Annotated in this window: 11 protein-coding genes; 1 reads left to right on the forward strand and 10 read right to left on the reverse strand. The window is 41.7% G+C overall.

The features are described from left to right. Nucleotides 1–119: 119 nt before the first annotated feature. The 3 genes from AC13CC_RS10330 to AC13CC_RS10340 all read right to left on the reverse strand — a co-directional run bounded on the left by AC13CC_RS10330 (nt 120) and on the right by AC13CC_RS10340 (nt 4,338). The gene (locus AC13CC_RS10330) at nt 120–1,253 is read right to left on the reverse strand and encodes an efflux RND transporter periplasmic adaptor subunit (RefSeq protein ID WP_482876712.1); all 1,134 of its coding nucleotides are present in this window, start codon (nt 1,251–1,253) and stop codon (nt 120–122) included. A 148-nt stretch (nt 1,254–1,401) separates the two neighbouring features. Beyond that, on the reverse strand, nt 1,402–2,289 hold the full coding sequence (locus tag AC13CC_RS10335) for a leucine-rich repeat domain-containing protein (protein WP_326277687.1): 888 nt from the start codon (nt 2,287–2,289) through the stop codon (nt 1,402–1,404). A gap of 135 nt (nt 2,290–2,424) precedes the next feature. Continuing rightward, the gene (locus tag AC13CC_RS10340; protein WP_326277685.1) at nt 2,425–4,338 is read right to left on the reverse strand and encodes an ABC-F family ATP-binding cassette domain-containing protein; all 1,914 of its coding nucleotides are present in this window, start codon (nt 4,336–4,338) and stop codon (nt 2,425–2,427) included. A gap of 66 nt (nt 4,339–4,404) precedes the next feature. On the opposite strand from AC13CC_RS10340, the gene AC13CC_RS10345 reads away from it, so the two are divergent. Further along, nucleotides 4,405–4,806, forward strand: a complete 402-nt coding sequence (locus tag AC13CC_RS10345; protein ID WP_326277684.1) for a DUF983 domain-containing protein — start codon at nt 4,405–4,407, stop codon at nt 4,804–4,806. Here AC13CC_RS10345 and AC13CC_RS10350 read toward each other — a convergent pair. From AC13CC_RS10350 to topA, 7 genes are all read right to left on the reverse strand, one after another. After that, entirely contained in the window at nt 4,803–5,858 is a 1,056-nt protein-coding gene (locus AC13CC_RS10350; protein WP_482876713.1) for an NAD(P)/FAD-dependent oxidoreductase, read from the reverse strand. The genes AC13CC_RS10345 and AC13CC_RS10350 overlap by 4 nt on opposite strands. Before the next feature lie 192 nt (nt 5,859–6,050). Beyond that, nucleotides 6,051–6,953, reverse strand: a complete 903-nt coding sequence (porN, locus tag AC13CC_RS10355; RefSeq protein ID WP_482876714.1) for a type IX secretion system ring subunit PorN/GldN — start codon at nt 6,951–6,953, stop codon at nt 6,051–6,053. 26 nt (nt 6,954–6,979) lie between these two features. Continuing rightward, complete coding sequence (gene porM, locus AC13CC_RS10360) at nt 6,980–8,548, reverse strand: type IX secretion system motor protein PorM/GldM (RefSeq protein ID WP_482876716.1); 1,569 nt, start codon at nt 8,546–8,548, stop codon at nt 6,980–6,982. Between the two features lie 69 nt (nt 8,549–8,617). After that, a complete protein-coding gene (gene porL, locus AC13CC_RS10365) occupies nt 8,618–9,274 on the reverse strand; it encodes a type IX secretion system motor protein PorL/GldL (protein WP_326277677.1) in 657 nt (218 codons plus the stop codon). A gap of 90 nt (nt 9,275–9,364) precedes the next feature. Then, nucleotides 9,365–10,744: a T9SS ring complex lipoprotein PorK/GldK gene (gene porK, locus AC13CC_RS10370; protein WP_326277675.1), complete on the reverse strand. Its 1,380-nt coding sequence runs from the start codon at nt 10,742–10,744 to the stop codon at nt 9,365–9,367. A gap of 123 nt (nt 10,745–10,867) precedes the next feature. Next, nucleotides 10,868–12,025, reverse strand: a complete 1,158-nt coding sequence (locus tag AC13CC_RS10375; protein ID WP_293165346.1) for a formimidoylglutamase — start codon at nt 12,023–12,025, stop codon at nt 10,868–10,870. Between the two features lies 1 nt (nt 12,026). Further along, on the reverse strand, nt 12,027–14,519 hold the full coding sequence (gene topA / locus AC13CC_RS10380) for a type I DNA topoisomerase (RefSeq protein ID WP_482876718.1): 2,493 nt from the start codon (nt 14,517–14,519) through the stop codon (nt 12,027–12,029). Nucleotides 14,520–14,580: the final 61 nt, after the last annotated feature.

Here is a 14,580-nt window from a genome sequence, read left to right on the forward strand (position 1 = left end):
GGGCACGTCACCGCTCATCGACAACTCTTTGATCAATAGTTCCCGCTGCTCCAAGGGCAGCGACATGATCTCTTTCTTAAGTTCTGATAGTTCCATACTGTACAAGATACAAATAATAGCTATTTTAAACTAGAGCCTTTACTTTCGTCAAATGTTTTAACCAACATACCTGCGTAGGCACCGGTAATGGGTTTTGCCACTATAACTTCTCCATCGGGAACGTTCTTGAGCACTACGGTTCTGTCCGTAAAAAAGATAGGTTTTACATCCATTAGGTCTAACACGGAGTCCCTGACCACAAAAATTTGGTTGTTTTCCAACAACAAGGATCGACTGATTTCTATGGCATCTGGCTCTTCTTTTGCTTCTAGATTGGCTTCAAGATATTGGCCTTCTTTTAAATTATCGCCACTTACTTCAATATAGACCATTATGGTCTGCGAGTTTTGGTCAACCCTACTGTTCACCCGGGTAACTTCGCCCATATACGTTTGGGTATTTTCCAAATTGGACAACGCTACCTTTTTTCCTACTTTTAAGAAATCTCCATAGATCTTGCTAACGGAAACTTCCAGTTCGTAGAGGCCGGTATCAATAAACTCCCCCAGTTTTTGTCCAGATCTGACCAATGTTCCCTCTGTGACCAAAGCTTCGGTCAACACTCCTGTAAAAGGAGCGGAAATGGTATACTTGGACAGACGCTGTTCCAAATTCTTTACGTTATAATATGTAGTGATGATCTCTCTTCCCGTTATGAAGAACTTTTCTTTTTCCGAATCCATCTTGGGTAGCTCGGGAGTGGTTTTCTCCAAATCAAACCCATTGAGGTATTGTTGCCATTTTGGATAAATTTCTGGGTAATCCAAACGTAAATCGGGCATTATGGACGTAAGTAAGTTGTACAGGTTGCTTTTGGCCGATTGCACGGTAGCATAATACTCGTTTGCATCTATTCGGATAAGGGTTTGCCCGGCACTATATTGCTGTCCTGTTCGGAACAATTTGCTTCCCGATCTAAATACTCCTTGCACTTCAGAGTATAACTCTACGCGTTTTTTGGCGGTAAGGTTCCCATTGGCCGGCACCATTATGGGGATGGTCGTATTTTTTACCGTATCCACAAAAACAGTCTTTACCACCTTTTGGGAAGGGGGCCTTTTATTGTCCTTGCTGCCAGCAATAAGGCCAGCAAAATATAAAGAGGCCAATATGATAATACCTCCGGCAACTGCCGATATTATAAGCTTTCGCATTCGTTAGTTGGTTTAATAGCTACAAATCTATTCCCTACTTTTTTTACAATGGTTAAATATTTCATAAAATGCATTTTTAACTGGGTCAAATGCAAAAAGGGGACCCCAAACGGCATCCCCAAACCAAACAAACTAAAGTAATAACTAACTACTCGTTTTCGTTTTCATCCTCGAATTTGGTATCTGCCATTCGAGTACGGTCTATTTGAATATCCCTAAATTTTGGGTTCAATGTTTTATCATCGGTATCGAACACCAAAAACTGTTTCGTATCCATACCATGTAAGGCGTTGAACGAGTTGAACCTATTATTTTGAAGTTGTAATATTTTTAAATTTGCCAATTGGCCAAACTCCTCGGGAATTTCACCTCCCAATTGATTATTGGACAAGACCAATTCCTTTAATTGGAGTAAATTCCCAATTTCTCGCGGTATCTGACCCTCCAATTTGTTTTCAAAAAGACCCAACGCCTCTAAGTTTGATAGGTTTCCAATGGATTCGGGTATTGTTCCTTTGAGATTGTTACTGGATAGGTTTAACTCTTTTAACTTTTTGAGTTCCCCAAATGTTTCTGGAATAGGTCCGGTTAAAAAGTTGTTGAACATAGAGAATACCTCCAACTCCTTAAAATTGGCGACTCCTGTTGGGATACCACCCTTGATTCGGTTCATCTCCAAACGGAAAACCTTAAGCTTTTCCAATTTCACAATATCTTCAGGAAGCACTCCGGTAATCTGGTTGAAAGCTAGATTCAAATTGGAAAGGTGTCTTAAATCACCTATACTCTCTGGAAGTACGCCATTTAAATTGTTCATAAACAGTGTTAGGCCCACTACATGCCCTTTATCGACCTCTACACCCTTCCATGTGTCCACGGGTGCGGTCAAATCCCAAGAAACATTCCAATCTTCGCCATTGGTGCTATTGTACAAATCTACCAAGGCAGATTTTTCTTTAGGGGAAATCTGTCCACTGGCAAAAGATATACCCGCAGAGAACATCAAATAAAAGAAAAAAAGAGCCGCTCGAATCATTGATTACTTATTAAATCACAACGAATTTACTTACAAAATACAATAAAGAAGAAATAACTTACAAATATAATCGTCAAATACACTCCAATTTGTTGTGAATTCGGTAAAATTCGATGTAAAAGCTGAAATGTTAGGTTAATCAAGAGCTTCTAAAGCTTCGGACAAGTTCTCCCAATCTTCCATTAAGGACTCCAAATCTTTCTTTTTACCTTCGTAATTATCAAAAAAGTTAGGCTTTGCAATGGTGGCATCGTAGTCCATGAGCAGGTCGTGGTCAATATCGGCTATCTGCTTTTCCAGTTGGGAAATCTTCTTCTCTACCCCACTAAGCTTGTTTTTGAGGGATTTTTGCTTCTTTTGGATTTGATAGTCGTTCTCCTTGCTTTTTTCCTGTGTTTTGTCTTCTTTCTTTGTGTCCCCTTTTTCAACACTTCGGAAATCCTCCATCTTACGCTGTTCCAAGTAAAAGTCGATATCTCCCAAATACTCCTTTATGCCTCCGTCCTTAAACTCGTAAACCCTATCGGTCAACCCTTGAAGAAAGTCACGATCGTGAGAAACGAGAATCAATGTCCCCTCAAAATTTTGAAGCGCTTGTTTTAAAACATTTTTGGATTTGATGTCCAAGTGGTTGGTAGGCTCATCCATTACGAGCACGTTAAAGGGTTGCAAGAGCATTTTGGCCAGGGCCAAACGGTTTCTTTCACCTCCGGAAAGTACTTTCACATATTTGTCCACCTCATCGCCTCTAAACAGAAAGGATCCTAAAATATCCCTTACTTTACTGCGGTTCTTCTCATTGGCGGCATCGATCATGGTATCCAAAATGGTCTTATTACCATTCAGGTATTCCGCTTGGTTCTGGGCAAAATAGCCCAACTGTACGTTGTGTCCAATTTTTAAATCGCCCTTGTAATCCAATTCGCCGACCAAAATTTTTGCAAGAGTTGTTTTTCCTTGGCCGTTTTGACCTACAAAAGCGGTTTTGCTTCCACGATCTATCATTAGATCTATATTTTGAAGCACTTTTTTGGGGCCGTAGCTTTTGGAAACACCGTTTAATTCTGCCACTACCTTGCCGGGGTTTACTGAAACGGGAAACCGAAGGTTCATCACACTATTGTCCTCTTCATCCACCTCGATGCGTTCCATTTTATCCAGTTTTTTGACAAGGGACTGTGCCATGGATGCCTTACTGGATTTTGCCCTAAACTTTTCAATCAGCCTTTCGGTCTGCTGTATCTGTTTTTCTTGGTTTTTTTGGGCACTTAATTGCTGTTCCTTTATTTCCTTTCGGTGCACCAAAAACTGGGAATAGGGCTTGTTGTAGTCGTAAATCCTTCCTAATGAAATCTCAATGGTACGGTTGGTTACATTGTCCAAAAACATTTTATCGTGGGAAACAATCACCACGGCACCGGTAAAGTTTCGTAAAAACTGCTCCAACCAAATAATGGATTCAATGTCCAAGTGGTTGGTGGGCTCATCCAGCAGCAATACATCGTTATTTTGAAGTAAGAGTTTGGCCAGTTCAATACGCATACGCCATCCACCGGAAAAGGTATCGGTCAGTTTATTGAAATCTTCCCGCTTAAAACCCAACCCAAGAAGCACTTTTTCGGTATCACCTTGGTAATTGTACCCTCCCAAGATTTCATACCGATGCGTTACATCGTTCAAATCCACCATGAGTTGATGGTACCCGTCGCTTTCATAATCGGTTCGCTCCGCCAAGGCAGTATTGATCTCGTCCAGTTTGAGTTCCAGCTCTTTGATTTCTGAAAATGCCTGATAGGATTCCTCCAAGACGGTTCTCCCTTCTTCAAAATCAATATCCTGTTTAAGAAAACCGATTTTTATGTTTTTTTCAGTGGCTATGGCTCCTTCATCCAAGGGCATTTCCTTGGCAAGGAGTTTAAGCATAGTGGATTTACCCGCACCGTTCTTTCCTATTAGACCTACTCTATCCCCGCCGTTAAGACGAAACGATATTTCCTCGAACAGATATTCTCCTCCAAAGGCTACGGAAAGATTATGAATATTTAGCATTTAAATGTGACCTTGATTACAAAACGTTAGTTGGCGAATTCATACTTTTGTACAAAAGCCGTGCAAATGTTAAAAAAAGGAACCAAAATGTACAGCATTTTAACAGGAAACTGTCCAAGGTGCCACGAGGAGAGCATGTATGAGAAATCCAACCCGTACACACTTTCCAAAATTTTCAGTATGAACGAAAGGTGTTCGCATTGTGGCTTAAAATACAAGATTGAGCCCTCCTTTTTTTACGGTGCTATGTACGTGAGTTATGGTGTGGGCATTGCGTTTGCAGTTGCCGCCTTTGTAATCTCCTTTTTATTTATTGGCACTTCCTTATTGACCACCTTTATTGCTATTGTGGGTACTTTGATTGTTTTTATGCCGGTAATCATCAGGTTATCCAGAAATATTTGGATCAACTTTTTTGTAAAGTACGACCCCACTTCTGTTAAAAAACACGAAGCGGTAAAAACTTAACTGGAATAATATTTTTTGGTAAACCTTACAATATCCATTTCCGGATCCAAGTCGATATTGTATTCAATATAATCGAACAATTGCCTGGAGGCATACGGCCCTATCAACACACCCCTAGAACCAAATCCGTTCAAAACATACAAATTTTGATGCTTCGGGTGCCTGCCCACTAAGGGTCTGCGATCAATAACGGTGGGGCGAATGCCCGCTACGTGGTCAACAACCTCAAAATCACATTTTAAAAAGGACTTCAGTTTGTCCAAAAGTTCGTTTTTGGATGCTTCCGTAGGTTCGTTGGTCTTATCTTTCCATTTGTATGTGGCTCCCACCAAATACGTATCATCTTCCATAGGAATGGTAAAAACCGAGGATTTAATCACATTGTCTTCTTTGTAATTGGGCGCATGGATAATCAATAGCTCGCCTTTGGTACCATTTAAGGGGAGGTAACCAAAATATGGATTCTGTTTGAGGCCGTAACCGCATGCAAAAACAATGTTCTTGGCTACAATGGACTTATAAGCGACATGATCCTCTGCTATAGAAAGTGAATCAAAATCCATAGATTCTGATAAGAGTTTGCCTTTTTCTTCCAAATATCTTTTGTAGGAACGCACTAAAGTACCCGTATCTATTCGTCCTGTATATTTTACTTCGCCAAATCCATGCGGTGCATCAATGGCCGGGTTGTTGTTTGGTATAATTTTGGTTGAAAGAAAATAGTCCAACTCTGGGCGGTCAGCGGCCTCGAACCATAGATTTTGCTCTTCAATGGATGCAAACTTTCGCAGAACAGGGAGCTGGTAATCTAACTTTTTGCCCAGTTTTTCCTCTAAATTATGATAAAATGGTTTGGCCCCTTGCAACTGTTGCTTGGCTTTCCATGCCATGGTGAACCGTTTTAAGATTATGGGATTGTATAGGCCACCAGCCACTTGTGAAGCTCTTTGTGATTCGTCCGTGATCACGGTAAAAGCTTTTCCCTCTTTTTCCAAAACTTCGCAGAACGAAATCCCGGCCAAACCTAAACCTACTACTATATAATCCAACATACTGCAAAATTAGGCATCTGATCGATCAATCATCCATTCAAACTTTAGTTTAAACCAAAAAAAACGCCACACTAAGTGCGGCGTTTTGCTGTATTGAATTGGAAATTATGGTTTTTATAGGGTCCCGAAGTTCTTCGGGATTAATTCAGCTTTTGGTTTTCTGCGACCAAAGGTCGAAAAAACAGCGCTTCACTAATATGCCCACATATCCTGCTCTCTGTCGCGTATACCCTCTTTTATTCTTTGGGATTCCAAGAGCTGGAACAATGCATTATCAAAAATGTAATCGTCTATTTCACGATCTTCGTGAACATTTTCCTCTTTGTAGATAACTCCGTTGAATCGACGTGCGTTCAACAACATATCAAAGGAAATGGGTCTTGCCGAGTTCCGCTGGTTGTACACCTTGGCATCGTGCAAAATTTGCCTAGCCGCAGGGTACCATACCCAAAACAATTCTACTTTGTTCTGTCCTGGATCGATGGACTCATCATCGATAAAGTTAACATCGGGCGCAACCGGTGCAATTCCCAATAAGCGATACTTAAGTTCTCCCTGGCGCTTGTCGAAATACCAGATTCCCTTTATACGAAACTCCTCTATGTCGGCAGCAGTAATATCCCTTTTGTTAATAAACTCCGGGGAAACCTGCTCACCAGCATTTACCTGCTCGTAACCAAGATCGGTGGTATCTACCTTTCTCAAGGTAGCCGAAAGGTCTTCCAACTTTCTTTTTTCGGTAAAGTAGGAGTCTGCATAAACCTCGGTAAGGTTTCCATTTTTAATGTTTTTCATCAAAACATGGTACAGCGACCTTCTATCTGCCCCAATACCTATGGTATCGGTTGGGTAATACAATGGAAAGTTAACCCGTTCGTCAAGATCGATGATTTCCCAAACGGTCTTGGACCATAGGATATCCCTATCATCCACATAACCGTACGCTAAAGGCTCATCGGCATCTTGCTCTACTTGAGCTTGGGTTTTTTTACCTATATCCTCTGGCAACTTGGCATTTAAAATATTTGCCTGCGCCATGATTGATATTGGCAATACGCCCAACAATCCAATTAATAATGCGTTTTTCCAATTCATGATCACTTGTATACTTTTTATACTTCTTAGTTAGTAAGCTCAACCATAACAGGAGATACTTTCTTTAACTTGTAGCTCTTGTTGTTTGTGATGTAAGCTTGGATATCGAATATCTGGACAGACTCGCCCCTACCTGCTCTCGCAAGCACAGATTTGGCCCTGCCATCCAATTTGTTTCCATTTACAACTACGGTAGGCTGACCAGGTACTTTAAACTTAAACTGATTAACAGCTAGGTTCAAATCAAAGTCGAAATCTTCCAACATTGCACTAACAGTTGCGATTTCAAGGTTTTTCCTTGGCATTTTAATGCTACCTGATTCTCCACGAACGGTACCACTTGGCCTTGGAATATCCTTGATACGGAATTCGGACGAAGTACGGATTCCCTTACCGTCGGGCAACGTTCCAGAAGCTGTAATGGTTACAGATCTACCTGTACCGGGGTTCATTATGTAATTGCTGCCACTTCTTCTGCTCAAACCAGGAGCTGATGCTGAAACCTTATTATCCGGAATACCAGGAATAGAGATGGTCATTGGGTTGGCAACACCACGATATACCACGTTCATCTTATCAGCAGAAATTACTGCTGCGTTAGGCATGGAGATTGTTGCAAAAGTGTTGTTCACTTCCACTGGCACCTCTTCACCATCTTGCATGTATGTCATGGTTCCTTTAATGGTATGATCCCCTGGGGTACCGGCACTGATCAACATTTTGATACCACCAGCTTCCAATTCATAGTCCTTACCTTCGGTCAATGGTCTTCCGTCCAAAGTCAATTCTGCTTTTACAGGCGTGGAAGTCTTGTCAGTTTTACTAACAATGATCTTACCATCATACTTTTCACCTGCATAGTAAGCGGTTTTTGGAGCGGACAATGCACTGGCAAAGTTGGTCAAGGACACAGCCTCGGTCAATTCACCCTCCAAAAGGGTTTTCAACACTTCTTGTTCCGTGGTTTTGATATCGGCCTGCAACTGGGTCATTTTGGTCAAAGAGGCCACCAATGGGAACCCTTCGTAATGGTAGTTGATCCAATCTTGACGTGTGCCATCTCTCTTCTCAACTTTACCATCTTCATCACCAGTGGCAAAACGGGTTTGAACACCGGTTTTCAAAGATTTGTATTCATCTGGCAAAGCATTGATAACACCTTCACGGTAATCGTTGATCTGCTTCATGAACTCTTTTCCTTCTGGTCCCAAATTGTCGCCCTGAAAGAATTTTTGGTCCAAATAATCAGACTTGTCCATAACCACATAGTCCTTTGGGTCTTCCAAATCTGCGGTCATTTCTTTTTTCAATCCTTCCAAATAGTTATAGTAATTATCGGAAAGTTGTTTGATCTCTTGAGCATTTTGGTACAATTCTCCGTACTCCTCTTCGTTTTCACTGGCCTTTGTTTCCAAGCTGGCCATAAAACTAGAGTTATTGGAGTCCATATTGGTATTGGAAGTTTCCAGCTTTTCGTTCATAAGTCCGAACGCGGCAAGTACTTCCTTGCTCATATTTAGTGCCAACATCGCGATGAAGATCAAGTACATAAGGTTGATCATCTTCTGACGTGGTGTTTGTTTTCCTCCTGCCATGTTTTTCTAATTAGATTTAATAATTAATTTGATTTGGTTTTGTTTTCTGTTGATTTTGAAAACCTCTAATTAGTTTTTTCCGCCCATGGCTGTAAGCATACCTCCGTACACTCCGTTCAAAGAAGATAGGTTGGTGGCCAAAGACTCCATTTGGTCTTTCAACGCACCTGCATTCTGCACAACTTCTTCGTTGATGGACGCTTGTCTACTAGCACTTTCCAATTGTACTTTGTACAAGCTGTTCAAAGATTCCATTTGAGCTGCTGCATGGGACAATTCCTCTGAGTACTTTTTAGTGTGCTGAATAGCATCTGTAGTTGGAGTGATGTTCTTGGCAGCACCTTCAAAACTCTTGATACTTTCTCCCAAATTGGTAAAAAGTTCAGAATCGATTTTTGCTTCTTTAAGAAGGTTATCCAGTTTTTTGGAAAGCAATCCTTCAGCTTCTTTTGCATCTTTGGCTTCTTGTTTTCTGGAAGCATCCGCTTCACCGCCGGCCAATTCCGGATATACCAAAGACCAATCGAATTCATCGTCAACTGGTTCAAATGCAGAGATAGCAAAGATTAATGCTTCTGTAATAAGTCCAACCGCAAGAAGAAGTCCACCTGTAAGGGGTCCGAACTCCCAGTGAAGGATCTTGAACAATGCACCAATAATTACTACCGATGCCCCAAGCCCGTAGGCCATGTTAAACAGCTTTTTTGTTGATTTTGACTGCGCCATAATTCTAGTTTTAATTAAGTTATATAAAAAATAAGTATTTGGTTACTACTCTTACTTGTTTATATAATGTTCTCTCGTGTTTTTGTTTTATTATAGTCCGCTTCGGCTACCGTTGGTAGAGTCTTCCTCTCCCATATAATCCTGGACCGTTCTAAATCCTATGTAACTTCTCGCAGAATCTTGATATTCATAATCTCTGGTACTTACTTGAAGGAAGTAAGCTACATCTTTCCAAGAACCTCCACGAATCACTTTACGTTTATTGTCCTGCGAACCAATGTTTGGGTTCATCGTGGATAAATATTGGTAAGCACCTGGATCAAAACTGGAGTTTGTCCATTCCGATACATTGCCTGCCATATTGTATAGATTGTATTCGTTAGGCTCAAAGGATTTTGCTTCTACCGTATATAAAGCGGCATCTGCTGCGTAATCGCCACGTTGTGGTTTAAAGTTGGCCATAAAACATCCTGTGTCGCTGATCACATACGGACCGCCCCAAGGATATTTTCCGCCTTCGATCCCTCCTCTGGCGGCATATTCCCACTCTGCTTCGGTGGGCAGCCTAAATTGGTTCACAAACTGTTTTCCACGACTTTTTTGATCATCGTTCTTAAATTTTGTTCTCCAATTACAGAAGGCTTTGGCCTGCATCCAGTTTACCCCGACTACAGGGTAGTCGCTATAGGCATCGTGCCAAAAATAATCGTTGTGCATCGGCTCATTGTAGCTGTATTCAAAATCTCGGATCCATACGGTGGTATCTGGGTAAATTTCCAATTCTTCTTGTTTGATGAAGTCCTTTCTATTGCCTGATCGTGCCCTTGCCGCAGCTTCGATGTCCATCCAGTTGTACTTGTATTTGATTTTGGTAACATCTATGCTCCTAAGGCCATTGTAACTCTCTTCTTCTGGCAGATACATGGAATCCATAACCTCTGTATAGTACTCATCTGGGTATTCCGATGTATCCCATATCAGGTCAACATCTTTGTTCAATGCCCTACCTTCATAATAGTTGTCCCCCATGCCCGCATAATTATCGAGCATGTATTTGTCGTAAACGGAAAGTTCGGTCGTATCAGTATCTTTAAAAGCGTACTCACCAATACCTTCATCTTCGGGCCCTATGCCAAGTTCATCGGCCAAAATGGCCAATCTGGTTCTTACTATGGAATCCTTGACCCACTCCACAAACTGTCGGTACTCACTATTGGTGATTTCCGTATCATCCATATAAAAGGAACGTACGGTAACCGTTCTTGTGGGAGCGTTCAATGTTTTCGCTTGATCCTCATGGGCTTTCCCCATTACAAAGGCGCCTCTGGGAATCAATTCCATTCCATAGGGTTTTTCTGGATGCCATTTTTTCCCCTTTACCCCAACTAGTTCACCTTTTGACCTTGATTTAGAGCCACAACTGGTAAGCAAAAAAACAAGTGCTAGAGATGAAAAGAATAGCTTTCTCATACTTTAGGTTAAATTGTTCGATTCAAGATTTTAATAACTGTACTACACAGATTCATTACTCTCAAAACTGATTTTTGAATGAATTATTGTGTAAAAACAATTAATGATCAAAATTTAATTTATTTAGTTCAAGCCTTTTCTATAGGCTTTGAACCACCTTTCGGGAATGTTCTGGTTGCAAGCATCCAAATAGTCCTCTTCGGTGCAAGGTAATAACGCCACCGAATTTGTTTTAGTATGCTCTGCCAAAATTGTTGGCACTTCTACCCACCACCGTTCTGTGACATGGCTTTTGAAAAAAATCAATTCTTCCGTGTCCGTGGGTACAGTAAACTTTGTGAAGTCTTCGTTCTTTGAACTTGGGTATTCTTTGATCCTGAAGCTTAGACCCTCAATAAAATACCATATAATCTGGGCAATCATCTGAAATGCCTGGTGCGAGTTCTCCCCTTCGTAAATTCCAAACAGGGAAACTTTGTCGCTAATACCGGCGTAACGGGCAATGGTACATATCTCTCGACCTGTAAAACCATTTGGGGAAAAGTTACTTGTCATACCCATTTCGCTGGCCCGGATAGCCCGCAGGTCCAAGCTTACAATATCACTGCTTCGCAAAACAGGTTCCGCCAGTTCTATATTGGCGGCAATCTCACCTAAGCGATAGGCATCAAAAAAAAGACGCTCCATTAAATCCTTTTCTTCCTGGGCATTGAAATAACTCTGGTATCCAATGTTTGAAAAATTAAAAAGATTATTGGGCTTATCCGTAATGATCTTACTCATATAAGAATGTGATGAAATCAATTCATCGTCCTCACCAAAGTCAAAACGACTATCGATGGAGACCAGATTCACCATATTCTTTATCTTATCAAAAGCACGATAGGTAGGAAATGTTATATCTTGCGTAAGTCCCAAAACAATGGGAATGATGTTTTCCTCTAGTAATCCAGCTACAATTTCCTTTACAACAAAGTAGGTATCCTCCACAGTGTCGCCCTCCTCCACATCCCCTATATCGATAATGGTGGAGTTCCAATTGCCCATCATTAAACGGTAGAGTTGAATACGGACTTCGTCCAAATCCAGTTTTTCTGGTTTTTTCTCGAAGGCATTTCTGGATTCCAATACGCCAAAAATGGCTACATCGGCATGGGCGAATACAGGAAGCCCATCCTTTTCGGTATGCATGTGGATGTTTTTTCCCAATGCTTGTTCTGGCAACAATTCGGAATGTGCCAATACCTTGTCCTTTACCGGAACCAGAAAATCGAAGGCCATACTATTTTTTATTCTTAGCTTTTGCTTTTGACTTGGCTTTTTTCTTTGGTGATTTTTTTTCCAATAGGGCTTGTGCTTCTTCCAAAGTTACTTTTGTGGCGTCCACATCTTTGGAAATTTCAACTTTCACCTTACCTTTTATAATATTATGTCTTCCCCAACGGGCTTTTTCTATCCTGATTTTTTCTTCGGGCCATTCTTGAACCAGTTTTTCGGCTTCCTTTTTCTTTTTGGCCTCGATCAATTCAGCAATATCGCCTTCGGAAAGATTATCAAAGTCATATTTTTTGTTCACATTGATGAACATACCGTCCCATTTGATAAAAGGACCAAACCTACCTTTACCTTTGGTAACTTCCTTTCCTTCATACGTGGCAATCGGTGCATCGGCCTTTTGTTTTTCCTTGATCAGTTCTATGGCACGGTCCATATCCACATCAAAAGCACTTTCGCCTTTGGCGAGTGAAATGAATTTTTTCCCAAACCGTACATAAGGGCCATAGCGGCCTACATTCGCCTCTACTTCCTCACCTTCGTACACTCCCAATTTTCTTGGAAGCTCAAAAAGCGTCATGGCTTCTTCAAAAGTGATGGTGCCGATAGACTGGTCTGGCAACAAACTTGCAAATTGTGGTTTTTCCTCATCGTCGACCGTTCCAATTTGTACCATGGGACCAAAACGTCCCAATCTTACGGAAACCTGTCTGCCAGATTTTGGATCTGTTCCCAACACACGTTCTCCACTGGCACGTTCGGCATTTTCCTCAACCTTCAACACATTCGGGTGGAAATCCTTGTAGAAGTTCTTCATCATTTCCTGCCAATCTTCATCACCAGATGCGATTTCATCAAAATCCTCTTCTACCTGGGCCGTAAAATTGTAATCCAGAATTTGGGTAAAGTGGGTCACCAAAAAATCGTTTACTATCATCCCGATATCGGTCGGAACAATCTTCCCCTTTTCAGAGCCTACCATTTCGCTTAGCTGGCTATCGGACACTTTTCCACCCTCTAATACCAACTGTGTATACTTGCGCTCGGAACCTTCAACGGTACCTTTTTCCACATATCCCCTATTTTGAATGGTGGATATGGTAGGTGCGTAGGTAGATGGTCGGCCAATGCCCAATTCTTCCAACTTCTTCACCAAAGAAGCTTCTGAATAACGATAAGGCGGTCTTGAGAATCTTTCTGTGGCCGAAATAAATACATTTTGAAGCGGCTCCCCCACAGCCATGGCCGGTAACATACCTTCTTGTTCCTCCCCATCCTCATCATCGGTTCCTTCCAAGTATACTTTAAGGAATCCATCAAACTTCACCACTTCTCCGTTTGCTGAGAATTCCTCGTTGTGGGTGCTTGCCTTTATTTTTACATTGGTGCGCTCCAACTGGGCATCGCTCATTTGCGAGGCTAGGGTACGTTTCCAGATAAGTTCGTATAATTTGGCCTGGTCGCGCTCCAATTGGGGCGACTGCAATTTCATATCGGTTGGGCGAATGGCCTCGTGAGCCTCTTGTGCACCTTTGGATTTGCCCGTAAAGTTTCTGGTTTGACTATACTTTTCGCCATAGTTGTCCAATATGGCACTTTTGGCGGCGGACAATGCTTCGTTCGAAAGATTAACACTATCTGTTCTCATATAAGTAATGAGACCTGCCTCGTATAGGCGCTGGGCCACCTGCATGGTGCGGCTCACCGAAAAATAGAGTTTTCGCGATGCTTCCTGCTGTAAGGTAGATGTGGTAAATGGCGCCGCCGGTGATTTTTTGGCCGGTTTTTGGGCCAAATCGGAAACCGAAAAATCCGCACCAATATTCTCTTTCAAAAATGATTCGGCCGCCTCTTTGGTCGGGAATGTTTTGTTCAGCTTGGCTGCAAATGTATTCCCCTCATTGGTTTTGAATTCCGCCTTTATCCTAAACGATGCTTCGGGCGTAAACCCCTCGATCTCACGTTCACGCTCCACGATCAAGCGTACCGCAACAGATTGAACCCTACCTGCGGAAAGTCCCGGTTTTATTTTTTTCCAAAGTACCGGCGATAGTTCGTAACCCACCAATCGATCCAACACCCTACGTGCTTGCTGTGCATTTACCAAGTTATAATTGATATCCCTTGGATTTTCAATCGCTTTTTGAATGGCCGATTTTGTGATGGAGTTAAATACAATTCGCTTGGTCTTGTTCTTGTCCAAACCCAACTCTTCTGCCAAGTGCCAAGATATGGCCTCCCCTTCGCGGTCCTCATCACTTGCCAGCCAAATAGTTTCTGCTTTTTTAGCCAAATCCTTAAGCTTTTTTACCAAAGCTTTTTTCTCCTTGTCTACAGTGTATTTTGGCTTAAAATCGTTCTCCACATCTACACCGAGCTCTTTTGAGGGAAGGTCGGCAATGTGCCCAAAACTAGACTCTACTTGAAATTCTTTTCCTAGGAACCGTTCAATGGTCTTAGCTTTAGCGGGGGACTCTACAATAACTAAATTTTTTGGCATGCACTTGGTTTTGTGACAACAAAAGTATATTAAAATTTAAACTTCAGCATTTACAGGATAG

It is taken from the genome of Flagellimonas sp. L-11, from assembly GCF_056857735.1.

Coding starts and splice junctions, on each gene's coding strand:
- AC13CC_RS10330 (WP_482876712.1), bottom strand. CDS start 1,253: ATGCGAAAGCTTATAATATCGGCAGTTGCCGGAGGTATTATCATATTG.
- porN (WP_482876714.1), bottom strand. CDS start 6,953: ATGAATTGGAAAAACGCATTATTAATTGGATTGTTGGGCGTATTGCCA.
- porM (WP_482876716.1), bottom strand. CDS start 8,548: ATGGCAGGAGGAAAACAAACACCACGTCAGAAGATGATCAACCTTATG.
- topA (WP_482876718.1), bottom strand. CDS start 14,519: ATGCCAAAAAATTTAGTTATTGTAGAGTCCCCCGCTAAAGCTAAGACC.
- AC13CC_RS10350 (WP_482876713.1), bottom strand. CDS start 5,858: ATGTTGGATTATATAGTAGTAGGTTTAGGTTTGGCCGGGATTTCGTTC.
- AC13CC_RS10345 (WP_326277684.1), top strand. CDS start 4,405: ATGTTAAAAAAAGGAACCAAAATGTACAGCATTTTAACAGGAAACTGT.
- AC13CC_RS10340 (WP_326277685.1), bottom strand. CDS start 4,338: ATGCTAAATATTCATAATCTTTCCGTAGCCTTTGGAGGAGAATATCTG.
- porK (WP_326277675.1), bottom strand. CDS start 10,744: ATGAGAAAGCTATTCTTTTCATCTCTAGCACTTGTTTTTTTGCTTACC.
- porL (WP_326277677.1), bottom strand. CDS start 9,274: ATGGCGCAGTCAAAATCAACAAAAAAGCTGTTTAACATGGCCTACGGG.
- AC13CC_RS10375 (WP_293165346.1), bottom strand. CDS start 12,025: ATGGCCTTCGATTTTCTGGTTCCGGTAAAGGACAAGGTATTGGCACAT.
- AC13CC_RS10335 (WP_326277687.1), bottom strand. CDS start 2,289: ATGATTCGAGCGGCTCTTTTTTTCTTTTATTTGATGTTCTCTGCGGGT.